This is a genomic window from Yinghuangia soli (assembly GCF_021502675.1).
Taxonomy (GTDB): domain Bacteria; phylum Actinomycetota; class Actinomycetes; order Streptomycetales; family Streptomycetaceae; genus Yinghuangia; species Yinghuangia soli.
This window is the reverse complement of the sequence record NZ_JAKFHA010000002.1, coordinates 238,341-260,911: the sequence shown is the minus strand read 5'-3', so window position 1 is coordinate 260,911 and position 22,571 is coordinate 238,341. Positions and strand designations below refer to the sequence as shown.

The 22,571-nt window shown below is 70.2% G+C and carries 22 protein-coding genes and 1 tRNA gene; 5 read left to right on the top strand and 18 right to left on the bottom strand.

The window, feature by feature from the left end:
• The first annotated feature begins 161 nt into the window (after positions 1-161).
• A complete protein-coding gene (locus LZ495_RS05345; RefSeq protein WP_268822363.1) occupies positions 162-602 on the top strand; it encodes a pyridoxamine 5'-phosphate oxidase family protein in 441 nt (146 codons plus the stop codon).
• A gap of 67 nt (positions 603-669) precedes the next feature.
• Here LZ495_RS05345 and LZ495_RS05340 read toward each other — a convergent pair whose 3' ends face one another.
• From LZ495_RS05340 to dnaK, 6 genes are all read right to left on the bottom strand, one after another.
• Positions 670-1,656 (bottom strand): hypothetical protein, encoded by a 987-nt coding sequence (locus LZ495_RS05340; RefSeq protein WP_235050748.1) that lies wholly within the window; start codon positions 1,654-1,656, stop codon positions 670-672.
• A gap of 57 nt (positions 1,657-1,713) precedes the next feature.
• Positions 1,714-2,712, bottom strand: a complete 999-nt coding sequence (locus LZ495_RS05335; protein ID WP_235050747.1) for a hypothetical protein — start codon at positions 2,710-2,712, stop codon at positions 1,714-1,716.
• A gap of 132 nt (positions 2,713-2,844) precedes the next feature.
• Positions 2,845-3,318 (bottom strand): heat shock protein transcriptional repressor HspR, encoded by a 474-nt coding sequence (locus tag LZ495_RS05330; RefSeq protein ID WP_284701853.1) that lies wholly within the window; start codon positions 3,316-3,318, stop codon positions 2,845-2,847.
• Position 3,319: 1 nt separating this feature from the next.
• Positions 3,320-4,489 carry a molecular chaperone DnaJ gene (gene dnaJ / locus LZ495_RS05325; RefSeq protein ID WP_235050746.1) on the bottom strand — a complete coding sequence of 390 codons (1,170 nt, stop codon included), beginning with the start codon at positions 4,487-4,489 and terminating at the stop codon, positions 3,320-3,322.
• Between the two features lie 55 nt (positions 4,490-4,544).
• Positions 4,545-5,171: a nucleotide exchange factor GrpE gene (grpE, locus tag LZ495_RS05320; RefSeq protein WP_235050745.1), complete on the bottom strand. Its 627-nt coding sequence runs from the start codon at positions 5,169-5,171 to the stop codon at positions 4,545-4,547.
• Entirely contained in the window at positions 5,168-7,024 is a 1,857-nt protein-coding gene (gene dnaK / locus LZ495_RS05315; protein ID WP_235050744.1) for a molecular chaperone DnaK, read from the bottom strand. Before dnaK ends, grpE begins: the two co-directional genes overlap by 4 nt.
• Before the next feature lie 468 nt (positions 7,025-7,492).
• On the opposite strand from dnaK, the gene LZ495_RS05310 reads away from it, so the two are divergent.
• The 3 genes from LZ495_RS05310 (at position 7,493) to LZ495_RS05300 (ending at position 11,840) form a co-directional block, all read left to right on the top strand.
• Positions 7,493-9,808: a (Fe-S)-binding protein gene (locus LZ495_RS05310; protein WP_235050743.1), complete on the top strand. Its 2,316-nt coding sequence runs from the start codon at positions 7,493-7,495 to the stop codon at positions 9,806-9,808.
• Positions 9,809-9,982: 174 nt separating this feature from the next.
• Positions 9,983-10,927, top strand: a complete 945-nt coding sequence (locus LZ495_RS05305) for a Yip1 family protein (protein ID WP_235050742.1) — start codon at positions 9,983-9,985, stop codon at positions 10,925-10,927.
• Positions 10,928-11,198: 271 nt separating this feature from the next.
• A complete protein-coding gene (locus LZ495_RS05300) occupies positions 11,199-11,840 on the top strand; it encodes a bifunctional DNA primase/polymerase (protein ID WP_235050741.1) in 642 nt (213 codons plus the stop codon).
• A 321-nt stretch (positions 11,841-12,161) separates the two neighbouring features.
• Here LZ495_RS05300 and LZ495_RS05295 read toward each other — a convergent pair whose 3' ends face one another.
• Together LZ495_RS05295 and dcd are read right to left on the bottom strand one after the other, a co-directional pair.
• The gene (locus LZ495_RS05295) at positions 12,162-12,659 is read right to left on the bottom strand and encodes a phosphoribosyltransferase (RefSeq protein WP_235050740.1); all 498 of its coding nucleotides are present in this window, start codon (positions 12,657-12,659) and stop codon (positions 12,162-12,164) included.
• Between the two features lie 48 nt (positions 12,660-12,707).
• Complete coding sequence (dcd, locus tag LZ495_RS05290) at positions 12,708-13,283, bottom strand: dCTP deaminase (protein ID WP_235050739.1); 576 nt, start codon at positions 13,281-13,283, stop codon at positions 12,708-12,710.
• Between the two features lie 138 nt (positions 13,284-13,421).
• On the opposite strand from dcd, the gene LZ495_RS05285 reads away from it, so the two are divergent.
• Positions 13,422-13,495, top strand: a tRNA-Gly gene (locus tag LZ495_RS05285).
• A 51-nt stretch (positions 13,496-13,546) separates the two neighbouring features.
• Here the strand turns inward: LZ495_RS05285 and LZ495_RS05280 are convergent.
• The 10 genes from LZ495_RS05280 to LZ495_RS05235 form a co-directional block, all read right to left on the bottom strand.
• On the bottom strand, positions 13,547-14,710 hold the full coding sequence (locus LZ495_RS05280) for a tyrosine-type recombinase/integrase (protein WP_235051074.1): 1,164 nt from the start codon (positions 14,708-14,710) through the stop codon (positions 13,547-13,549).
• 35 nt (positions 14,711-14,745) lie between these two features.
• Positions 14,746-14,958, bottom strand: coding sequence for a helix-turn-helix domain-containing protein (locus LZ495_RS05275; protein WP_235050738.1), 213 nt, complete (start codon positions 14,956-14,958; stop codon positions 14,746-14,748).
• 316 nt (positions 14,959-15,274) lie between these two features.
• Positions 15,275-16,807: a YfjI family protein gene (locus LZ495_RS05270; RefSeq protein WP_372498522.1), complete on the bottom strand. Its 1,533-nt coding sequence runs from the start codon at positions 16,805-16,807 to the stop codon at positions 15,275-15,277.
• Positions 16,808-16,899: 92 nt separating this feature from the next.
• Positions 16,900-17,916, bottom strand: coding sequence for a bifunctional DNA primase/polymerase (locus tag LZ495_RS05265; RefSeq protein WP_235050737.1), 1,017 nt, complete (start codon positions 17,914-17,916; stop codon positions 16,900-16,902).
• 13 nt (positions 17,917-17,929) lie between these two features.
• Positions 17,930-18,613: a DNA cytosine methyltransferase gene (locus LZ495_RS05260; RefSeq protein ID WP_235050736.1), complete on the bottom strand. Its 684-nt coding sequence runs from the start codon at positions 18,611-18,613 to the stop codon at positions 17,930-17,932.
• A gap of 92 nt (positions 18,614-18,705) precedes the next feature.
• Complete coding sequence (gene ssb / locus LZ495_RS05255; protein WP_235050735.1) at positions 18,706-19,170, bottom strand: single-stranded DNA-binding protein; 465 nt, start codon at positions 19,168-19,170, stop codon at positions 18,706-18,708.
• Positions 19,171-19,204: 34 nt separating this feature from the next.
• A complete protein-coding gene (locus LZ495_RS05250; RefSeq protein WP_235050734.1) occupies positions 19,205-19,456 on the bottom strand; it encodes a hypothetical protein in 252 nt (83 codons plus the stop codon).
• Positions 19,457-19,553: 97 nt separating this feature from the next.
• Positions 19,554-19,823: a hypothetical protein gene (locus LZ495_RS05245; protein WP_235050733.1), complete on the bottom strand. Its 270-nt coding sequence runs from the start codon at positions 19,821-19,823 to the stop codon at positions 19,554-19,556.
• A 45-nt stretch (positions 19,824-19,868) separates the two neighbouring features.
• Complete coding sequence (locus LZ495_RS05240) at positions 19,869-20,189, bottom strand: hypothetical protein (protein WP_235050732.1); 321 nt, start codon at positions 20,187-20,189, stop codon at positions 19,869-19,871.
• A gap of 102 nt (positions 20,190-20,291) precedes the next feature.
• Entirely contained in the window at positions 20,292-22,475 is a 2,184-nt protein-coding gene (locus LZ495_RS05235) for an FtsK/SpoIIIE domain-containing protein (protein ID WP_235050731.1), read from the bottom strand.
• Between the last annotated feature and the right edge of the window lie 96 nt (positions 22,476-22,571).

Sequence of the window (22,571 nt, the reverse complement as noted above, 5' to 3'; positions counted from 1 at the left end):
CTCCTGCTGTCCTCAACCGCGGCAAAGTTGAGTGTATTCCACTCAACTTTCTGGCGGGCTGGGTCCCGGACCTGCGGACCTGCGGGCCCCGCGGACCCGCAGGTCCGCTCCTCGACCGGCCCCGGAATCCGTTCCCGGCCCGGCCGACTACCGTCGCAGGCATGACCACCGGAACCACCGCGGCCACCGCTGCCACCGCCGCCGCCACGCCCGTCGCCGGCCTGGACGAGGCGTACCTCGCCTTCTGGCGCGAGTACCACCTGTGCACGCTGACCACACTCCGCCCGGACGGCAGCCCGCACGTCGTCGCGGTCGGCGCCACCTTCGACCCCGAGACCGGCCTGGCGCGCGTCATCACCAACCGGCACAGCCGCAAGGCCCGCAACGTCCGGGCCGCCGGCGAGGCCGGCGCGCGGGTCGCGATCTGCCAACTGGAGGGCCGCCGCTGGGCCACCCTCGAAGGCATCGCGGTCCTGCGCGACGACCCCGCCTCCGTCGCCGACGCGGAACGCCGCTACGCGGAGCGCTACCGCGTCCCCACCCCGAACCCGGACCGCGTGGTCATCGAGGTCCGCGTCACCCGCACGCTCGGCCGCGGCTGACCCTCCGAAGGGCTCTCGGCAGCGCCTGCGCGGCCGGCGGCCGCCCGGCGGACGGGCCTTCTGCGGCCTAGCGGTCCTTCGCCACCCGCTCGTGCACAAGGCCGAGATACGCGTCCGGCATGTACCACCAGGGGCGGTGGAACACCCGGTGCCCGGCGGCCGCGAAGAGGGCACCCGTCTCGCGCCAACGCCCGGACTGCGCCTGGGCGTAGGCCAGCAGGCTGTACTCGTACAGGTCGGTCGGGCCGGGCTCGCTGCGCGCCTCCCACGCAGCCTGCGCGGCCAGCAGCTCCTCCCGCACCGCAGGGCTGTTCCAGTACGTGCCCCGCGAGAAGCTCTCGTCGCGGTGGGTCGCCTGCAGCACATACTCGACGTGCGCCTGCACCGGCAGCAGTTTGGTCGTCGCGCCAACCGGCGCCTCCGCAGCGGCCGCACGCGCGAACGCGAACATCTCCTCGTGCGAACCGAACCACTTCTCGCACAGGAACTGCAGCGCCGCATAGTGCCCGGCCCGGCTCTGCGGTTGGCGCTCCTTCAGGGCCGCCCAGCGCCGGTCGAACACCGCGCGCTCCAGTTGCTGCCCGCGTGCGGCGTTCAGCCACGTCACCCACGGGACGGCGTCGTGCGCCGGGGCGGCATCGGTCGCGGCCCGGCAGGCGCGGTCGGCTTGTTCGAGGATGCGGAAGAACTCGGCGAAGGCATCGCGCCCGGTGTCCTCGGCCCGGCCGGCGCCCCGCGCCTCCCAGGCCTTCTTCACCAGGATCTCGGCCCGCACCGCCAGCATGTCCGGCGCATCGGGCCGGTCGCGGCGCCACGCCTCGAACCAGGCCGGCGACCTGAGCGCGGCATCGGCCAGTGCGTCCACGGCCATGTGGCGGCGGTCGTGCGCGGCGGGCTCGAGCCCTTCGAGGTAGGCCGCGGCCGGCTTCCAGTCGCCCGAGGCCACCGCCAGGTCCCGCATCGCGGCAATGTCGGCGTCGCCCATGGCCGGATCGGTGATCAGCACGGGCATGGGTATGGACGGCCTGCGCCGGAAACGGTCGATGAACGCCATGATCGGGGATCCTCGGCTTCTGTCAGGGCCGGCCGACGCGGCCGACCTGCCTGTGGTTCAGCTCTTGCGGTCCTGCTCGACCAGGCCGTGGACGATGCCGAGGTAGGTCGACGGCATGTAGGACCAGGGGTAGCGGACGACCCGGTGTCCGGCCGCCGTGAACAGGGCGCCCGTCTCGCGCCAGCGGCCGGACTGCGCTTGGGCGTAGGCCAGCAGGCTGTACTCGTGCAGGTCGGTCGGGCCTGGCGCGGGGCGTGCCTCCCAGGCGGCCTGCGCGGCCAGTACCTCGGGGCGGACCTCGGCGCTGTTCCAGTACGTACCGCGGGAGAAGCTCTCATCGCGTGCCGCACGCAGGACGTATTCGACGTGGGCCTGCACGGGGAGCAGCTTGAGCGGCGAGCCGGCGGGCGCGGCCGCGGCTGCGGTGCGTGCGAAGGCGAACATCTCGTCGTGCGAGCCGTACCACTTCTCGCACTTGATCTGCAGGGCGACGTTGTGGCCGAAGCGGTGGTGCGGCGCGGCCGCGGTGAGGCCCTGCCAGCGCCGGTCGAACTCGGCTCGGCCGACGCCTTGGCCCATGCCGACCTGCATCCACGTCATCCAGGCGTCGCCCGACTGCGGATCGGCCTCCACGGCCGCCCGGGCGGCGGCGTCGGCGCTCTCCAATATGCGGCTGAACTCCCGGAAGGCAGCAGGCGACACCGTGCTCGCGTATCCGCTGCCGCGTACCTTCCACGCCTTGGCCACCCACAGGTCGGCGCGGATGGAAAGGACGAATGCCGAGCGGGGCTCGGCGGTCTCCCAGCCCGCGAACCAGCCCGGGGACGCCTGCGCCAGCGCACTCAGCGCGGTGGATGCGAGATCGCGCCGGTCCACCTGGTCAGGTCGGCCGAGGGGCATCGACTCCAGGAAGGCCGCCGCGGCCCGCCAGTCCCCGGTCGTCCGCACGTGGTCGCACATCGCCGCGATGTCGGCATCGGCCGTCGCGAGATCGACGACGGCAGGCATCGGATACGGGTGGCGTTCAGGGCGGCGGAAGCGTTCCGAGAGCGACATGGCCGCAGATCTTATGACCCATCAGAATCCGGCCACAACAGGCTTGTTGCCCGGTCGGCGCAGAGCCGAATGCGGCAGGCCGCGGGCTCCCCGGGGAGTCCGCGGCCTGCGGCATGCATGCGTCGTTCGGGGCTACTCGGTGCGGCCGCCCCGCTTGGGGCGCCACACCACGAGTGCGGTGCCGGTCTGCGGCTGTACGCGGACCAGGTCGCGGCGGTACGAGGCGTGGACCGCGGCCTCGCGCTGCGCCTGCATCACGCCCGCCTCCGCGGCGGCCGCCTCCAGTTCCGCGACGCGGTGCCGCAACGCCTCGACGTGGTTCTCCAGTTCGAGGATCCGCTTGATGCCCGCGAGGTTGATGCCCTCCTCCTGGGAGAGCCGCTGCACCTCGCGCAGCTGCACGATGTCGCGGGCCGAGTAGCGGCGTCCCCGGCCCGCGGTGCGGTCCGGGGACACGAGCCCGAGGCGGTCGTACTGGCGCAGGGTCTGCGGATGCAGGCCGGACAGCTGGGCCGCCACCGAGATGACGTACACCGGCATGAGGTCGTTCAGCTCGTAGGGTCCGGGGCCCCGACCGCTGCCGGGCACCCCTCCGTCGGCTCGCATGTCACGCTCCCTTCGCCGCTTCCATCAACGTGGCGCGCGGGTCGTCGGACGCGGTCGCGGCCCGGTAGGCCTCCAGGGCTTCCAGGGCCTGCGGGTCGAGGTCCTTGGGCACCGTCACCTCGATGGTGACCAGCAGGTCGCCGCGGCTGCCGTCCTTGCGGGCCGCGCCGCGGCCCCGCACGCGCAGGGTCGCGCCGTTCTTCGTGCCGGCGGGCAGCTTGAGGGTCACCGGGGCGCCGCCGAGCGTCGGCACGGTGACCTCGGCGCCGAGCACCGCCTCCGGGAACGTGACCGGCACGGTGACGGTCAGGTTGTCGGCCTTGCGGCCGAACACCGAGTGCGGACGCACGTGCACGACGACGTACAGGTCGCCGGCCGGGCCGCCGCGCTCGCCGGGTGCGCCCTTGCCCTTGAGCCGGATGCGCTGGCCGTCGCCCACGCCCGCGGGCACCCGCACCTGCATGGTGCGCGCGCTCTTGGCGCGGCCGCTGCCGTGGCACACGATGCACGGGTCGTCCACGATCAGACCGCGGCCCTTGCAGTCGCGGCACGGCTCGGAGAACGCGAACCCGCCCTGGTTCCGGCTGGTCTGGCCGGTCCCGCTGCAGGTCGAACACGTCCGCGGCATGGTGCCCGCGGCCGCGCCGGTGCCGTTGCAGTGGTGGCACGGCTCCGAACTGGTCAGCCGGATCGGCACCGTGGCGCCGTCCACCGCGTCGGTGAAGTTGAGGGTGACCTCGGACTCGACGTCCTGCCCGCGGCGGGCCTGGGCCTGGCGGGCCCCGGTCCGGCCGAACAGGCCGCCGAACAAGTCGCCGATGCCGCCTGCCCCGCCGGGCTGCTGCCCGGGGCCGCCGGCCTGGCCGAAGAGGTCGTTGAGGTCGAACGGGAAGCCGCCGGCGCCGCCCGGCCCCGGCGGACGGTATCCGCCGTTGCCGAACAGGGCCCGGGCGTCGTCGTACTCCTTGCGCCGCTTTTCGTCGGCGAGTACGTCGTAGGCCTCGGAGATCTCCTTGAACCGCTCCTCCGCCTTGGCGTCACCCTTGTTCGCATCGGGGTGGAACTCGCGGGCGAGCTTGCGGTACGCCTTCTTGATCTCCGCGGCGCCGGCGTCCTTGGGGACGCCGAGAACCTTGTAGAAGTCCTTCTCGAGGTAGTCCTTGGTGCTCACGGCGTCCCGCCTCCCTTCGCCTGGGCCTGTGTGCTGTTCAGAGTGTTCAGTGTGGTCAGCCGTTGTCCGCGTCGGCCGCCGGCGCGTCCGTGGACTCGGCCGGCTCGGCCACCGCGACGCGCGCGGGCCGGATGACCCGCTCGCGGAACTGGTAGCCGGGCTGCAGGATCTCCACGCAGGTCGGCTCGGTGACGTCCGGGGCGTAGCTGTGCAGCAGCGCCTCGTGCACCACCGGGTCGAAGGGCTCGCCCTTCTTGCCGAAGCTCTGCAGCCCCATCTTCGCCACGATCGACTCGAGGGACTCGGAGACCGACTTGAAGCCGCCGGACAGCTCGCCGTGGTCGCGGGCCCGGCCGATGTCGTCGAGCACCGGGAGGAGCTCGGTCAGTACCTTGACCAGGGCCACTTCGCCGACCGCCTGGCGGTCGCGGTCGACCCGCTTGCGGTAGTTCGCGTACTCCGCCTGCAGCCGCTGCAGGTCGAGCGTACGCTCGGCCAGCGCGGTGCGCGCCTCGTCCAACTCGGCCGCCGAAGCGCCCGATTCGGCCGCGGGGGCGGGACCGCCCTCGCGGGCGGCCCCTTCCTGCGCTGCGGTGGATCGGACCTCACCGGTCTGGGGATCGATCCGGCGCTTGTCGCGGATCACCGGCTCCTCGGGGAAGCCGTGCGTCCCCTCTGTCACGCAGCACCACCCTCACGCTTGTCCTCGTCGACGATCTCCGCGTCGACGACATCATCGTCGCCCGCACCCGCAGTGTTACCCGCGGAAGCGCCCGCGGCACCTGCCGCGTCGCCCGGCTGCGCGCCGGCGTACATCGCCGAGCCCAGCTTCTGGCTGGTGGTGGCGACCTTCTCGGCGGCGTCCCGGATCTTGGCGATGTCCTCGCCCTTGAGCGCGTCCTTCAGCTCGACCAGGGTGGCCTCGACCTCGGCCTTGACGTCGCCGGGGACCTTGTCGCCGTTGTCGGCGAGGAACTTCTCGGTGGTGTAGACGAGCTGCTCCGCCTGGTTGCGCGTCTCGGCGTCCTCGCGGCGCTTCTTGTCGTCCTCGGCGTGCTCCTCGGCCTCGCGCATCATGCGGGAGATGTCGTCCTTGGGCAGGCCCGAGCCGCCGGTGATGGTCATCGACTGCTCCTTGCCCGTCCCGAGGTCCTTGGCGGACACGTGGACGATGCCGTTGGCGTCGATGTCGAAGGTGACCTCGATCTGCGGCACGCCGCGCGGCGCCGGCGGCAGGCCGGTCAGCTCGAACATGCCGAGCTTCTTGTTGTACTGCGCGATCTCGCGCTCGCCCTGGAAGACCTGGATCTGCACGGACGGCTGGTTGTCGTCGGCCGTGGTGAAGATCTCCGAGCGCTTCGTCGGGATCGTGGTGTTGCGCTCGATGAGCTTGGTCATGATGCCGCCCTTGGTCTCGATGCCAAGAGACAGCGGGGTGACGTCGAGCAGCAGGACGTCCTTGACCTCGCCCTTGAGGACACCGGCCTGCAGGGCGGCGCCGATGGCGACGACCTCGTCCGGGTTCACGCCCTTGTTGGGCTCGCGGCCGCCGGTCAGCTCGCGCACCACGTCGGCGACGGCGGGCATACGCGTCGAGCCGCCGACGAGGACCACGTGGTGGATCTCGGCGAGCGCGATGCCGGCGTCCTTGATGACGTTGTGGAACGGCACCTTGACGCGGTCGAGCAGGTCCTGGGTCAGCTGCTGGAACTGCGCCCGGGTGAGCTTCTCGTCCAGGTGCAGCGGGCCCTCGGCGGACGCCGTGATGTACGGCAGGTTGATGGAGGTCTCCATCGAGCTGGAGAGCTCGATCTTGGCCTTCTCCGCCGCCTCGCGCAGGCGCTGCAGCGCCATCTTGTCCTTGGACAGGTCGACGCCGTGCGCGTTCTGGAACTGGCGCACGAGGTGCTCGACGACGCGCTGGTCCCAGTCGTCGCCGCCGAGGTGGTTGTCGCCGTTGGTCGCCTTGACCTCGACGACGCCGTCACCGATCTCCAGGAGCGACACGTCGAAGGTGCCGCCGCCGAGGTCGAAGACGAGGATGGTCTGCTCGTCGCCCTTGTCCAGGCCGTAGGCCAGCGCGGCCGCGGTCGGCTCGTTGACGATGCGCAGGACGTTGAGGCCGGCGATCTCGCCGGCTTCCTTGGTCGCCTGGCGCTCGGCGTCGTTGAAGTACGCCGGGACGGTGATCACCGCGTCGGTGACCTTCTCGCCCAGGTACGCCTCGGCGTCGCGCTTCAGCTTCTGCAGGATGCGGGCGCTGATCTCCTGCGGGGTGTACTTCTTGTCGTCGATCGCGACGGACCAGTCGGTGCCCATGTGGCGCTTGACCGAGCGGATGGTCCGGTCGACGTTGGTGACGGCCTGGCGCTTGGCGACCTCGCCGACCAGCACCTCGCCGTTCTTCGCGAAGGCCACCACGGACGGTGTGGTCCGGGATCCCTCCGCGTTGGTGATGACGGTCGACTCGCCGCCTTCGAGAACGCTGACGACAGAGTTCGTCGTACCGAGGTCGATTCCGACCGCACGTGCCATGTTGGGGCCTCCAGGGGAAGGGTTGAGCGATACGCGCTCAAGGATGAACGACGTGTTCAACGGCGTCAAACCGCTTGAGTATTCCCGGCTCAACTTTACTGCCTGTAGTGGCTGCATGACGACTGAGCCGACCTTCCGCCCACCGACCGCCCACCCGGCACCCACCCGATCGTTCGTCCGATCATTCGTCCGATCGGGGGACGTCGGCGCAGGCACGTGCAGACCCGGGCGCAGGGCGGGCAGAAGCACCGTCGGAAGAAGGAAGTAAGGGGACCTGCCGAAAGCCGCCCCAGGGCCCCATGGCAGCATGGGCAGGCTGGTAACTGACGGACCGTCACATCAGGAGGCCGTGATGGAGATCATCCGTTCAGCGGATAAGTTACCAGTCGGTAAGATGCCCGCACGGCCGTACGCTGACGGCCGAAACACGCCCCGGAAGGGACGTCCCACCGGAGGAGCAGAACCGCGATGCAGCTCGCCGCCATCGTCATAGCGCTGGTCATCAGCGTTGTCGGCTTCGCCCTGCTCGGGCGAGCCGCCGCGTACATCTATCAGTACGTCAAGCTCGGCCAACCGGTTCTCGGGCGCACCGGCCCGGTCGGCAAGCGCCTCGCCAACATGCTCACCGAGATCCTGGGTCACACCCGGATGCTCAAGTGGGGCATCGTCGGCGCCGCCCACTGGTTCGTCATGGTCGGCTTCGGGGCCCTCTTCCTGACCCTCGTCAACGCGTACGGCCAGCTCTTCGACGCGGAATTCGCCCTGCCGGTCATCGGCCACTGGGCAGTGTGGAACACCTTCGAGGAGTTCATGGGCGTCATGACGGTCCTCGCCATCGTGGCGCTGATCGTCATCCGCCAGCTCAACCACCCGCGCCTGGCGGGCCGCAAGTCCCGCTTCGCCGGCTCGACCTTCTGGCAGGCGTACTTCGTCGAGGGCGTGGTCCTCGGCGTCGGCCTGTGCATCATGACGCTCCGCGGCCTGGAGGGCGCGCTCAACGGCGAGACCGAGTGGAGCTGGCACTACCCGTTCTCGTATCCGCTGGTGAAGGCGTTCGAGGGCATGTCGGTGGACAGCCTCGAGACGTCGATCTACCTGGTCGCGATGCTCAAGATCGTGATCTCGATGGGCTGGGCCACGACCATCGGCCTCAACCCCTCGATGGGCGTCGCGTGGCACCGCTTCACCGCGTTCTTCAACATCTACTTCAAGCGCGAGGCGGACGGCGGGGTAGCGCTCGGCGCGCTCCAGCCGATGACCTCGGGCGGCCAGGTCATCGACTTCGAGGACCCCAAGGACGACGACGTCTTCGGCGTCGGCCAGGTGGAGCACTTCTCCTGGAAGGGCCTGCTGGACTTCGCGACCTGCACCGAGTGCGGCCGCTGCCAGTCGCAGTGCCCGGCCTGGAACACCGGCAAGCCGCTGTCCCCCAAGCTGCTCATCATGTCGCTGCGCGAGCACGCGTTCGCGAAGGCGCCGTACCTGCTGGCCGGCGGCGGCAAGAACGCCGAGGGCGACGAGAAGGGCAGCGCCGAGCAGCTCGCCAAGGTCTCCGCGGCAGCCCTGGCCGAGGCCGAGCGCCCGCTGATCGGCACCGCCGAGGACGGCGGCATCATCGACCCGGACGTGCTGTGGTCCTGCACCACGTGCGGTGCCTGCGTCGAGCAGTGCCCGGTCGACATCGAGCACATCGACCACATCGTCGACATGCGCCGCTACCAGGTCCTGATCGAGTCGGCGTTCCCGTCCGAAGCCGCCACGATGCTCAAGGGCCTGGAGCGCAAGGGCAACCCGTGGGGCCTGGCCCCCAAGGCGCGCCTGGACTGGACCAAGGAGCTCAAGAAGGCCACCGGCATCGACGTCCCCGTCATCGGCGAGGACATCGACCCGGCCGAGGTCGAGTACCTCTACTGGGTCGGCTGCGCGGGCGGCCTCGAGGACCGCGCCAAGAAGACCACCAAGGCCTTCGCGGAGCTGCTGCACATCGCGGGCGTGAAGTTCGCGATCCTCGGCAAGGAGGAGTCGTGCACCGGCGACTCCGCCCGCCGCCTGGGCAACGAGCCGATCTTCCAGATGCTCGGCGCGCAGAACGTCGCGACCCTCAACATGGCGTTCGGCGAGGACGACGAGGACGAGTCGACCAAGCTGCCGGCGTCCAAGAAGAAGATCGTCACGACCTGCCCGCACTGCTTCAACACGATCGCGAACGAGTACCCGCAGCTGGGCGGCACGTACGAGGTCATCCACCACACGCAGCTGCTGCAGCACCTCGTGGACGAAGGCCGGCTGGTGCCGGTCGGCCCCGTCGAGGGCCTCATCACCTACCACGACCCGTGCTACCTGGGCCGGCACAACAAGATCTACTCGCCGCCCCGCGAGATCATCGCGAAGGTCCCCGGGCTGCGGAACGAGGAGATGCACCGGCACAAGGAGCGCGGCTTCTGCTGCGGCGCCGGCGGTGCGCGCATGTGGATGGAAGAGCGGATCGGCAAGCGCATCAACAACGAGCGCGTCGACGAGGCGCTCGCGCTGAACCCGGACATCGTCTCGACGGCGTGCCCGTTCTGCCTGGTCATGCTGTCCGACTCGGTCACCGGCAAGAAGCAGACCGGGCAGGCGAAGGAGGAGACGCAGGTCGTCGACGTCGCCCAGCTGCTGCTGCAGTCGGTGAAGGTGCCCGAGCCGGTGGGCGCGGGTGCGCCAGCCGCCTCGGACGGGTCGGCCTCGGGTTCGGCCTCGGGTTCGGCTTCGGCCTCGGCTTCGGAAGAGGCGGCTGCGGAGTAGCACGCAAGGCGTAGCGGCCGCCAAGCGGCGGCCGGTGTGCACCAGTTCGGAAACAGAGTCGGCGGTCCTCCGGGGCCGCCGACTCTGCATATCTGCAGATCTACCAATCCATTCGGCGAAATTACGGCAGTCCTACGACAACACCACCCGCCGCGCACCCGGTACCGTCAGGGTGTGACCGGCAACGATCCCTACTCCCCCGGACCGCAGTACGGGCCGCAGCACGGGCAGAGCGTCCCTTCCGGACCGCAGCAGTACGACCAGTACGGCCGCCCGCTGCCCCGGAACACCGACCCGTACGCGCAGCACCGCCCCGACGCCGCACCGGCGTACGGCCAGGCCCCGCAGAGTGCGCCGATGCCGCCTGCCCCCGGGCAGGCGCCCGGTGGCGCGTACCCGGGCGGCCCGCTGTCGCTGCCGGACGAGACGAGCATCTACGTCTACGGCGAGACCCCCGAGGGATACACGCAGATCGCCCCCGCGGTGCCCGGCCCCGCCGCTGCACCGCGCGGCACGGTGTACCGGGCCGGCCAGCCGGTCGACGCGGACCCGCACGCCGCCGCGTACGCCGTCCCGGCCCGCCCGCTGACCTGGCAGGAGCTGCTGCGCGGCCTGGTCACGCACCCGCTGGCCACCCTGGACCGGGCCCGCGACCAGGCGTTCTGGTGGCCCGCGCTGATCATCTCGGCGGTCTGCGGCGTGCTCGCGATGGTCGCCAACGACCAGGCCCGCAAGGAGCTGGTCACCACCACGCTGAGCACCAGCTTTCCCGCGATGCTCATCACCGCACTCCTCGTCCCGGCGTTCATGGTGGTGCTGGGCTGGGTGTCCGACATGCTGGCCCGGACCTTCGGCGGCAACGGCCAGACCGGGCCGATGATCACGCTGACCGTGCTGGCCGCCTGGCTGGCCGACGCACCGCGCCTGGTGGTCTCGCTCTTCGCCTCCGACGGCAGCGGCGTCGCCCTCGGCGTCGGCCTGGCCTCCTTCGCGCTCAGCGGCTTCCTGCTGACCGTGGCCGCGCAGTGCGTGCACGAACTCCCGTGGCCCAAGGCGCTCGGCAGCGTCTCGGTGCAGCTGATCGCCCTGCTGCTGGTGCTGAAACTGCCGATGGGCTGACCCCTTCGGGGCCGCCCGGGGCCTTGCCGGAAGCGCCCGGAAGGCCCCGAAACGGCCGGAACGAGCAAAGCGGACCACAAGCGGACCACCCGGACCACAAGCGGCTCGACATAGCCCTCGGATGGATCTTCCCGGCGCGCGCGCGACGCGGTTTCCTCGACTCACCGGAACAACAGGCGAGTCAGATACTGCGCAACCCAGCGCACGCGACCACGCGGCGGTCCGGCCCCGGCCGAAGGCCCGCCGGCGGCCGCCGCGGTAAGGACCGGACATGCTCGTGCGGAGACGTACCAGGGCGGCACTGCAGGCCGCCGCCCTCTTCTACGCGACGGACCGCGGCTGGCCCGTGCTGCCCGGCGCGTACGTCGAGCAGGGCCGCTGCTCATGCCGGTCGCCGTTCTGTCCGGAGCCCGGCGCACACCCGGGCGACGAGGCGGGCCGCAGTGCGGCCAGCCGGTCGGCAGAAGTGATCAGGACCTGGTGGAGCCGTCGGCCCTACACCGTCCTGCTGGCCACCGGCCTCGAATTCGACGTCCTCGACGCCCCCGCGCACGTCGGCTACGCCGCGCTGCACGAGCTGGGGCACCTCGGGTTCACCGCCGGACCCGTGGTGCATCTGCCGTCCGACCGGCTGCTGTTCCTGGTCCGTCCCGGCGCCCGCGACGTCTACTGGTACACGGTCGACCACAACGACGCCGCCCACCTGGACGTGCGCCACCACGGCCTCGGCCACGTCGTCCCGGCCCCGGCGGGCCCGAGCGGACCGGGCGGCCCCGAGCCGCGCTGGGCCGTATGCCCGGACCCCGCCGACCGCCGGCTGCCCGAGGCGGTCGAACTCCTGGGGGCACTGGTCCGCGCCTCCCTGCAGGACCCGGCCCGGCCCCCGCACATGCGCGAGGAGGTGAGTGGTTGAGCGCTTCCCTCTCGTCCGGCCCGCTCCTCCGCACGGCGGCAGCCTGCCCGGCCGTACCGCCCGGAGCAGCGCACCGGACTGAGACGCACAGTGCCGCACCACGGCCCCGTCGCCCCGACTCCATCCCCAAGGCCGGCGACGGGGCCGCCGCACGTCCCGCACCGAACACCGCGGCGGCACGCCGAAAGGGGGCGCTCCCCCGACCACACCAAGGCGCACATCCCGGGAAGCGCCCCGTCGTTCACACACGCACACAAAAGCCGAGAGGAGCGCACCCGTTAAGGCGCGCCCCTCTCACCGCAATCCTTCGTCCTGGATCCCCTACGCGTCGAGGATCTGGCCCTCGCGCTGCACCACCGGCGGCAGCACCGACCAGGGGAAGTTGATCCAGTCCTCGGTGTACTTCCAGACGTACTCGCACTTCACCGACGACTGCGGCTTCTCGTAGATGACCGCGCAGCGCACGTCGGCCACCGCGCCCTCGCAGAAGTCGCGGACCAGCTTGAGCGTCTTGCCGGTGTCGGCGACGTCGTCCGCAACCAGCACCTTCTTGTCCGTGAAGTCGATGATGTTCGGCACCGGCGCCAGCATGATCGGCATCTCGAGCGTGGTGCCGACCCCGGTGTAGAACTCCACGTTCACCAGGTGCAGGTTCTTGACGTCCAACGCGTACGCCAACGCCCCCGCCGCGAACACGCCACCGCGCGCGATCGACAGGATGATGTCGGGCTCGTACCCGTCCTCGGCGACCCGCTCGGCAAGCTCGCGGGTTGCGTCCCCGAGAAGTTCCCAGGTGAGGTTCTCGCGCACATCGGTCATGTCGGGATAGGCCTAACTACGTATTCGGGAGCGGACAGCGGAACCGGATCAGATCTTCGTCCGGTGGAAGTTCTGGAACGACCGCGAAGCCGTGGGCCCGCGCTGGCCCTGGTAGCGCGACCCGTACACGGACGACCCGTACGGGAACTCCGAAGGCGACGACAACCGGAACAGGCACAGCTGCCCGATCTTCATCCCCGGCCACAACTTGATCGGCAGGGTGGCCACATTCGACAGCTCCAGGGTCACGTGCCCCGAGAACCCCGGGTCGATGAACCCGGCCGTCGAATGCGTCAGCAGCCCCAGCCGCCCGAGCGAACTCTTCCCCTCGAGCCGGCTCGCCACATCGTCCGGCAGCGTGATGACCTCGTACGTCGACGCCAGCACGAACTCGCCCGGGTGCAGGATGAACGGCTCGTCCCCCTCCGGCTCGATGAGCCGGGTCAGATCCGGCTGTTCGATCGCGGGGTCGATGTGCGGGTACCGATGGTTCTCGAACACCCGAAAAAAGCGGTCAAGTCGGACATCGACACTGGACGGCTGGACCATGTCCGCCTCAAAGGGGTCGATCCCGACCCGACCGGCGTCGATCTCCGCGCGAATGTCCTTGTCCGAAAGAAGCACACGCCGAGGGTAGTCGCTGCCCACGCGATACACCCAAACGGCACCACCCCGACACGCCTGCCCCACCAGGAAACCCTCTGCATCCCCTCCGGCAGATCGGGTACAGTGTGACGCGCGGACCCCTAGGGGCCCACCAGCGCGGGCGTAGTTTAATGGTAGAACATGAGCTTCCCAAGCTCAGAGCGCGAGTTCGATTCTCGTCGCCCGCTCCAGACTTAAGGCCCAGGTCAGAGACCTGGGCCTTGTTCGTTGTCTAGACCTATTCAGGCGCCGCGCACCACGTCCGCACCACCTGTGCCCTTCTTGCGCTCCTTACGGGCCTGCTTGGCGGCCTTCTTGCGCTGCTTGCGCACCATCTTGTCGAGACCGTCCGCCACCTCTTGTTGGCGCGTGTGGTCGGAGTGCTGGTAGATCAGTGCGGCCTTCTCGGAGGACTGTCCGGCGCGCACCATCGTGTCCTTGAGCGTGGCGCCGGATCGAGTCGAGAGCGTGTGCCCGGTGTGGCGCAGGTCGTAGAAGACGAACCCTTCGGGCAGCCCGACCTTCTCGCGAGCCTTCCGCCATTTCCTACCGAACGAGGATCGGCGGAACGGGGCGCCCTTCTCCCCCACGAACAGCAGACCGTCCCGCCCCTGCTCGGCGTACCAGTCGAGATGGTTGCGCAATTCATCGCGGAGGAATGCGGGAAGCACGATGGTGCGCATGCCTGCTTCGGACTTCGTCTCGCCGACCACTCGGCGTCCGGTGCTCAGTTCCGGGGCCGCCTGCCGGACCCGGATCGTCATGGTCTCCAGCCGCACGTCCTTGCGCCGGAGTTCGGCCTGCTCCTCCGGGCGCATCGGGCCGTAGGCGCCCAGGTACACCATGAGCCGCCAACGCGGGCCCACGGCGTCGGCGAGGGCGTCGACTTCGGCGACGCTCGCGATTTCGCGTTCGCGGGCGGTCTCCTTGCCTGCTCCCCGGATGCGGCAGGGATTCCGGCGAATCAACTCGTCGTCCGTCGCCGTCTCCAGAATCGCTTTGAGGAGCCGGTACGACTTCGCGACGGTGCTGCCGGCCCCCGTCGTCTTGAGGCGTTCGGCTCGCCACGCGCGGACCTTGGGCGGGGTGATCTCGTCCACGTCCGACTCGCCGAACGTGGGCAGGATGTGCAGGCGAAGCAGGCGCTCGTACAGCTCTTCTGTGGTGGGAGCCACGCCACGCTCGGCAACCCACTTGCGCGCGTACTCCTCGAAGTTGACGGCGCCGGCGTCCGGGTCGCGCCAGTCCTTGCGCGTGATGTCCGCTTCGACCTGGGACAGCCAGACCTCGGCATCCTCTCGGGTCGCGAACGTCTCGGGTGACCGTTGGCGCGCGCCGGTCGGGTCGAGGTAGGACGCGGTCCAACGACCGGACCGGTACTGCCGCACGGCGCCGAACCGGCGCATGGGCTTGCCCTTCTTGGGGCCACGCTTCTTTGCCACTATGCAGCCCTCCAGGTACGGCGGCGCGGACGGAGCGGCTGCACTGTGTTCGCGTCGATGTAGGCGATGACCACGCTCTCCTTGATGCGGACATGGGATCCGAACTTGACGTACTGGATGCGGCGTTCGGCCACGAGGCGCCGGACGAAGCGCTCGTTGTCGAACCCCATGCGCTCGGCAACTTCGGGAACCGACAGGAACCGGTCGGGCACGGTCCCGCTCCTTCCTGAGGCAAGCTGGCGTGAGTGATGGCGGCTCGGGGCGCCGCAGAAACCGCAGAATCCGCAGAAACCCGGGATCAGGGCTGTGACCTGCGGTGATGCGGTGGGCGGTGGCTTCCGCAGAAACAGGGCCTTATTCCGCAGAAATAGCTGCGCGTGTGGTGCCGACCGGCCGCCGTGCCGCTCTCGCGTATTTCTGCGGAATAAGGGGGAGTTCTGCGGAACGGCGGCCGGTCGGGTATCGCCGCAGGTCAGACCGCGTACGCAGGCAGTTCTGCGGATTGTGCGGTTTCTGCGGCAGGGGTCGTCAGGCCCCGGGCGTGTGCAGGGAGGGGTGCGTCTCGTATCGCGGCGACGGCGGCCGTCCGCGGCCCCGGCGTTCGGGGCCCGGTTCGGCGCGGATCCATCCGTGGTCTTCGAGCAGGGCAAGCGCCGGATCGAGATCCGCCGTAGTGGGGAACTCGGCGCGGGACAGTCCGGTGAACAGGTCCCGCTTGCTGACCACCGTGGCTTTGCGGTGTCGCAGGTGGTCCAGGACCGAACGGGCGCGGTCGCGTGCGGGGTCGGCGCCCATCAGGTCGAACACGGCGAGTGCGTGGTGGGTGAAGTAGTCCCCGATGCGTCCGGCCGCGCGGACGGTGTCCGCGTCGATCGGCCGCGTCCACGCCTGCTCGTGCGCGGCAAGGTGCAGCAGTCCGGCGATCCGGACCGATGCGCCGTCGACCTTGCCGCCCCAGTTGCGCACGTGCGCGAGCAGACCGCCGTCGGCGAGCCGCCGTTCGGTGTGTTCCTGCCGCTCCACAAGAGCCGCATTGGCGTCCGGTGTGAGCGGCAGCACGGCGGGGTCGGTCCAGTCGGCGAGCGCCAACACCAGTGCCCCCAGACGTTGGGCGTAGGTGTCGGCGACCTGCTCGGGTACTGGGTCTGTCAGGATCTTCCGTCGCCCGACCAGGGACACCGGGAGCGAGTACAGGAACCGGGCGAGCAGGCCCCGTCCCTCGAATCCCTTGACCCTCGCGATGTCTTCGAGCACCGCGGGCTGCACCGCGAGTCCCATGGTGAGCGCGGGGTGTTCGATGTACTCGCGTCGGCCCTGACGGTTGACTTTCAACAGGTCGCCCGCGTGGCCTTTCAGGAACACTTCCATGTTCGGTGTTCCGGAGTAGCGGCCGGCGATGATGTCGAAGATGCCGCCTTCCGCGGACAGCACCGCCAGGCGCCCGCGTTGCTCGGCGAGCAGCGAGGTGACCGCCTCCGGTGTGGCGTCGTCGGCCACCAGTTGTGGACGCGCCGGAACCGCGATGCTCTCGGCGGCCTGCGCCAACGCGACTGCTTCCGCGGTGAGTTCGTCGCGCTTGCCGCCGTCGGCGCCGGCCGCTTTCTGTGCGGCGCGTTCTGCGGCGGCTTTGGCGAGCCTTGCGGTGGTCTCGGCTTCCACGATGGCGCCGATGGCGTTCTCGTCCATGACTTGCTCGGCCTTGAGGAGCGGCCCGGTCATGCGGGCGAACACCGCAGACTTGCGGTTCGCCGGCGGCAACGCCACCGCGACATACAGGTTGACCGGCTCCCGCCACCCACCGCGCACGTCGACCACCGCACGGCCCCCGGCCGCCGTCGACAACGCGGCGAGCGCGGTGCACCCGGCAAGGTCCGCGGGCGTCTGGGTTTCCTCGGCGACCGCGGCGACCATGTCCGCGACCCATCCGGGCAGCGCGTCCACCGGGAACTCGGGCAGCATCCGGACCGCGCCGAGCGGTACCGGCTCGTCCCATACCGGGGGCGGGTCGAACGCGGCGAGCAGGTCGTCCGGGGGGAACCCGTCAAAGGCACGGTCGAACACCGCGCCATCGTGCGGCATCGGGGCGTCGGCACCGGTCGGTGCGCGGTGGTCGGGGGAAGGGCTGCTGTTAGGGAAAAAGGGCGTGGGGCTGGTCATGCCGCCCCCCGACGCTGGTTGTTGGCGATGGACCAGTTCAGTGCGCTCCGGATGATGGGGACGCTGCGGGCATCCTCCATTCCGGCCGCGGCCCCTTTTTCCCTAAGAGCGTCCTCCACCATCGCGCGCGGCAGGTCGCCGGACGCGACGAACCGGCCGAGCGCCCGCGCGGCCCGCAGCAGCGTGACACCGCGTGTCCCGTCGGGGGCGTTCTCGACGTTGGCGCACTCGTTCTCGAATGCGACGGTGGCGTACCTACTCGTGTCCCGCAGAACCGGTGTCGGCACCCGTCGCCGTGCCACCGTGGCGGGCCGCAGGGCGGCGAGCAGCCAGTCCGGCAACGGCGCCACAGGCACATCCCGAGTGACGGTGTAGGGGCGGTTGTTGCGGACGCTTCCCGCTGCAATGACGTACCCGCCGTTGGCGCGGGTGTCGAGCTTCCACCCGTGCTTGCCCGACGTGCTCGGCAACGCCACGCCATCCGGAGCGGCGAAGTACAGGTGCGTCCCGCCTGCTTGCGTGGTGACGGTGAATGTGTGGTCCGGGTACGGCTCGCCGGCGCGTTGGGCGAGGACCGCGAGCACATCCGCGCCGCAGCTCACCTGCTCGCCCGCCCACTCATCCTTCGGCTTGTCGTCCTCGCTCTTGGGCATGTCCAGGTCCACCACGACCAGACCGGACGGCCCGCACGCGATACCGATGTTGTACGGGCGGTGCTCCCAACAACGCGCGATACGCGCGGTGTCCGTCGCGGTGGCCCGGTTCGGCCAGTCCGTGACCGCGGACACCCGGCCTCCCGGCGTGATCGGGAAGACGTGCCACCCGCGCGCCGCGTATGCGAGAGCGGCGGCCTTGAGCCGATTCGCGTCCGGCACCGGGAGCGGCGGCGCGACGGTGCCGGGGGCGTGTGCGGGGCAGAAGTAGCCGTTGGTGTACCGGCGCAGGCCCTCCGTCTCCGGGCACGGAGTGGCTGACCAACGCGAACAGACGCGGGTATTCGGTGCGGGAGTCATGTCCTAACCCCCTTCACGCGGCCAGGGTGCGCGCGGCGAAGTGCGTGGCGACGGCCCGGCCGATGTGGTGCGTGTACGCGGGCGGGATGGCCTCGGCGAGTTCGCGGCGCACGTCGGTCCACCCGATGCCCATGGCGGTCTGCCACTGCCGGACGGTGCCTTTGCCGCCGCCGTCGCCGTAGACGGCGAAGTACGGGCCCTCGAACCATTCGCCGTGCCGCATCCCCGCGACGCGTCCGCGGTGCGGACGGTGCGCCGGTTGCGGGACGGGGAACCCGTGGACCTCGAAGAACCGGTGCCGGATGACGGCGAGTCCGAACATCTCGCCGCACAGACGCAGGTCACGCCGCAGCTCGGCGCCGGCGACGTTCTCGATCACGAACGGCACACCGGACGCGGTGAGCACGTCGCGGGTCGGGGCGATCAGGCGCGGGTAGACGCGGCCCTTGTTCGTGCCTTTCGTCAAGGTGCAGGCGTCCTGACACGGCGGGGACGCGTGGACGAAGTCGAAGAGGTGCGCGTGCGCGGCGGCGTACTCGATTGCATCGGCCTGCACGAACGCGTCCCCGATGTAGTTCGGTTGCGGCGCGACGTCGACACCGGTGACGTGGAACCCGGCGAGCTGGTAGCCCCGGGTCGCGCCGCCGGCGCAGCAGAACAGGTCCAGCACTCGCGGTCGGTTGATGGGTCGGTGCATGCTGAAGGTCTCCGATCTGCCCCTTGCGGGGCGGGTAGAGACCCGGGGCGCCCGATGAGTCCGCCAAGACAGGCGGGCGCCCCGGGGCGCGTCTAGAACGGGACTTCGTTGTTCGCGGTCGGACCATTGGTGGCCCACGGGTCGCCGGGGGCGGTCGCGCCGTTGGTGGACGCGTTGCCGCGGGAGCGGTTGGCCTTGTCGAGCTTCGCGGTGGCCCAGGTCAGGGACGGGCCGATGTCGTCCAGGTCGAGCACGACGCGCGAGCGCGGCTCGTTGGTCTCGGCGTCCTGCCATCGGTGCGTGGTGACGGTGCCGGTCGCAATGACGCGGTCGCCCTTGAACAGGGATTCCACGACGTGCTCGCCGAGCGAGCGCCACGCGGTGGCGTCCCAGAACGTCGTCTCGCCGTCGACCCACTGGCCCGACTGCTTGTCGAAGCGGCGCGGGGTGACCGCGATCGAGACGCGGGTGACGAACACACCGGATGCGGTGACGCGGCCCTCCGGGTCGCGCGTCAGGTTCCCGATGACGGTGATGTGGGTGGCGTTGTTGGCCACGGCCGTGCTCCTCTCACAAGGGAAGTGCAGGGGGTTAGAACGGCGGTTCGTTGGACCACGGGTCGTTGGTCGGGGCCTGCTTGGCCCACGCCCGCGGGCGGTAGCGGACACGGACGTGCGGGCCGAACACGCAGGCGCACAGGACGTCGTCGGGGTCGTCGTGTTCGGTGGCGCCGTTCGTCCACCACATGCCCCGGCCGTCGCAGTCGGGGCAGTTCGGGTCGGCGCCGCGTTCGATGTGCAGCGCGCCGGCGTCGCGGTAGATGAACCAGCGTCGGATGCGCATGTGCTGTGCCTCCCGAGCGGGAGACCGGACCGTCCGGCCGTCCCCCGCGACCCCGGACACGTCCCCGTGTCCGGTGCCACGGCGGGCGTCCGGCATGTCAGGCGATGGCGTCGGTCAGGCCGTCCACCACGCTGGTGAACAGCGTGTGCGTGGATGTCGACAGCGATCCGGCGATGGCGGTGCCGGACAGTCCGACGCCCGCGAGGAACAGGAAGAACCCGGCGAGCTTCGGGGCCTTGCCGTTCGCGAGCAGCAGTGTCGCGAGGACGATGCAGATGACCGGCATGGCGAGGGTGACCGTGCCTCCGCCGGGGGTTCCGGCGGGCGGCGGCTCGCTGGCGGTGAGGGTGAGGAAGTCGGTTCCCATGGCAGCCTCCTGAGGTTGCGTCAGGGATGGTGCGCGGGTGGGTGGTCAGCGGGTGCCGTCGTGGTGCAGACGGCGTCCGGCGTTGTGGATGCGGCGACCTATGCGGAGCCGGGCGCCGGTGCCCTTGCAGCGGCGGCAGGGCTTGCGTATGCGCGGGCGACGCTTGATCGGGGTGCCGTTGCGCAGCGCGCGGCGCTCGGCCCAGGGGGTGTGGTTGCCGGTGCCGTCGCAGGCGCGGCAGGGGCCGAACGGCGAGATCCAGCACAACAGTGCGTAACCACCGATGGCACCGAGGATGAGCAGCAACGCGAGCGTGTTGGGGGTCATCAGGGCCTCCCAGTAGGCGTTTTCGCTGGTTTCGGGCATGGCGGTGCTAGGGACTAGTGCGCTGATCAGCACGGGAATGGGTTGCTAGCAGGGCTGCTAGGTCTAGCAAGCGGGCGTGCTAGACCTAGCAGCCCGTGATGCTCAGTCCGAGCCGCGGGAACCTTCACGCTTGGTGATGGAAGCGGTCACGTCGTCGCGGGTGATGCCGCGCCGGTTCGCACCCTTGCCAGTCGCGTCGTCGGTGCCCCAGACCTGACCGACCGGCACGCCGTACGGCTTGAGCGCGGTGGTCAGTTGCGCGGACTTCGCCTTGACGTCGAGGGCGGCCCAAGTGCCGTAGCCGTCCGGCCGCAGCTCGGCGAGCCGGTCAACGACAACCTCGTTCCACACCTTCGGCTCGGACGGCGGGATCACGGCGAGGACATCGGCGAGCAGGTCGTACGACAGGCCGCGGTCGGTGTCGGTGGTCTGCCCTGCGGCGTAGCCGGTCAGGGTGCCGGCGGCTTCCCGGGCGGCTCGGGCGCGGTCGCAAATCTTGTCCGCCGCGTCGTTGTCGACCGCGTACGTGCGGGTGATCTGCGCATCCGGCGCGGCACCGACGAGGTAGCCGATGCCCTTGTCCTTGAGCGTGAACGTCGTTGCCCGCAAGCCGTTCTTGTACGACGACGTCCCCAGGATCATGTCGTTCTCCAACTGCCCCATGACCTTCAGGCAGAACCGGATGCCGACGTTCGCCGAGACGCCCGTGGGCAGCGACTCCTTGTCGGGACGCTGCGTGGCGAGCACGAGGATGACGCCGAGCGCACGACCCCGCTTGATGACGGCGACCGCGAGGCTTTCGGCTTCCTTGCCGAACTTCTCGTGTGCGAAAAGCTCTTGGCACTCGTCGATCGCCAGCACGAGCGGGTGCAGCCGCAGGGACTTCTTCGCGGCGAGTTCCGGCGTGACCTTGTTCTCCGGACACACGTTCTTGGGCAGACCGGCGATGACCTTCGCGCGGCGCTCCAGATCCTTGTAGACGTACCGCAGCGAACGCAACGCCGCTTCGCACGTCTCGTCATCGGGGCCGGACCCGTAGTCCGCGGCGACCTTCTCAAACGGCGACAGGTCGCCGGTGCCCTTCAGCTCCCACACCAGCAACTCGGCCGTCACGTCGAGCGCGGCGGCGAGCAGCAGGATGCGGAGCGCGAACGTCTTGCCCATGCCGGGCATGGCGCCGATCAGCATGTTCGCGTACATCAGGTTGACCAAGATCTGACGTCCGCGCTGGTCAGTGCCGTACGGCAACGGCTTGAACAGCGACGCTGCACCGGACCGTGCGAGCGGCCATGCGGGCGGGGTGACCTGGTTCATGTCCTGGTCGCCGACCCACAACACGAGTCGCCCCGTGTGCTCGTCGTGGACCGGCTCGGGCCACACGCACCCCATCGGCCGGCGCAGGCCCGACGCGAGCCGGTCCCGTCGCTCCATGATGTCGACCGCCGTCACGCCGTACGGGAGATCGACGTCCGCGCGCCACCCGGGGCCGTCTCGGGTGATCGGGGCGACGAACGCCCGCGGCCCCCACCCTTTCGTCATCGCCTGGTTGATCCCCGCGATGCCGAGCGCGCCGAGCGCACGCAGCACGATGTGCGAACTGAGCTTCTGGACCTGCGGCTTGACCACTGCCGGACCGACCACAGGCCGGTCATTCGGCGCTCCGAGGAACCCGAGCCCGCCGATGATGCCAGCGAACGCGAGCACCGCGCCCCAGGTCGGGCCCGCGAGGATCAGCGCGGTCATCAGGATGCTGACGGCGAGCGTGGCCGCGATGAGGATCGTGGCCCGGAGCCGGATGCGGCCGTCGCGGTGCTTGGCGAGCTTCAGGTACTCGGCGGCGTCGGCGCGCTGAATGGCGTTCGCGCGGACGGGCCGTCCGTCGGCGTCGGTCACCCATCGGAACGCGCCCCCGATGAGCCGTCCCGCGCCCTGCGGCGAACGGAGCGCGAGGGTCCCGGCGTAGACGGGCACACGCACCGCGTGGAACGCGAACACGTGCGTGTAGTGGTCCCAGACCCATCGGACCTGTTCCTTGAGCGCGTCGCGGGAGAGCAGCCACGCGGGAAGGATCGGCTGTCGCTTCTCGCCGCGTACCGACTCCCGCCACGACAGCCGCGCGGGGGCCGGCGCGTCGACCGGTACGGGGACCTCGTACGCGTCCTCCGTCGGCGCCATGTCGGGCATCGGGTCAACGTCCGAGACCGGCGGCTTGAGCTTGTGCAAGGGGATGACGTCGGCCCCGTGTTCCGGGTCGCCGTCGGGGTTGAACGGTTCGACGTGCGTCATGCTGGTGCTCTCCAATCGCAGTGTTGGGGAGCGGCCCCGGCGGTAGCTGCCAGGCGAGAGCCGGGGCCGCGTTGCACATCAGGCGGCGCTGTACTG

What these genes read in the sequence shown, in the direction of transcription:
- LZ495_RS05235 (WP_235050731.1), bottom strand. Translation starts at nt 22,475, where the DNA reads ATGACGCACGTCGAACCGTTCAACCCCGACGGCGACCCGGAACACGGG.
- LZ495_RS05240 (WP_235050732.1), bottom strand. Translation starts at nt 20,189, where the DNA reads ATGCCCGAAACCAGCGAAAACGCCTACTGGGAGGCCCTGATGACCCCC.
- LZ495_RS05250 (WP_235050734.1), bottom strand. Translation starts at nt 19,456, where the DNA reads ATGCGCATCCGACGCTGGTTCATCTACCGCGACGCCGGCGCGCTGCAC.
- dnaK (WP_235050744.1), bottom strand. Translation starts at nt 7,024, where the DNA reads ATGGCACGTGCGGTCGGAATCGACCTCGGTACGACGAACTCTGTCGTC.
- LZ495_RS05245 (WP_235050733.1), bottom strand. Translation starts at nt 19,823, where the DNA reads ATGGGAACCGACTTCCTCACCCTCACCGCCAGCGAGCCGCCGCCCGCC.
- LZ495_RS05280 (WP_235051074.1), bottom strand. Translation starts at nt 14,710, where the DNA reads ATGCGCCGGTTCGGCGCCGTGCGGCAGTACCGGTCCGGTCGTTGGACC.
- LZ495_RS05260 (WP_235050736.1), bottom strand. Translation starts at nt 18,613, where the DNA reads ATGCACCGACCCATCAACCGACCGCGAGTGCTGGACCTGTTCTGCTGC.
- LZ495_RS05300 (WP_235050741.1), top strand. Translation starts at nt 11,199, where the DNA reads ATGCTCGTGCGGAGACGTACCAGGGCGGCACTGCAGGCCGCCGCCCTC.
- LZ495_RS05335 (WP_235050747.1), bottom strand. Translation starts at nt 2,712, where the DNA reads ATGTCGCTCTCGGAACGCTTCCGCCGCCCTGAACGCCACCCGTATCCG.
- LZ495_RS05330 (WP_284701853.1), bottom strand. Translation starts at nt 3,318, where the DNA reads ATGCGAGCCGACGGAGGGGTGCCCGGCAGCGGTCGGGGCCCCGGACCC.
- LZ495_RS05310 (WP_235050743.1), top strand. Translation starts at nt 7,493, where the DNA reads ATGCAGCTCGCCGCCATCGTCATAGCGCTGGTCATCAGCGTTGTCGGC.
- LZ495_RS05345 (WP_268822363.1), top strand. Translation starts at nt 162, where the DNA reads ATGACCACCGGAACCACCGCGGCCACCGCTGCCACCGCCGCCGCCACG.
- LZ495_RS05265 (WP_235050737.1), bottom strand. Translation starts at nt 17,916, where the DNA reads ATGACTCCCGCACCGAATACCCGCGTCTGTTCGCGTTGGTCAGCCACT.
- LZ495_RS05295 (WP_235050740.1), bottom strand. Translation starts at nt 12,659, where the DNA reads ATGACCGATGTGCGCGAGAACCTCACCTGGGAACTTCTCGGGGACGCA.
- LZ495_RS05340 (WP_235050748.1), bottom strand. Translation starts at nt 1,656, where the DNA reads ATGGCGTTCATCGACCGTTTCCGGCGCAGGCCGTCCATACCCATGCCC.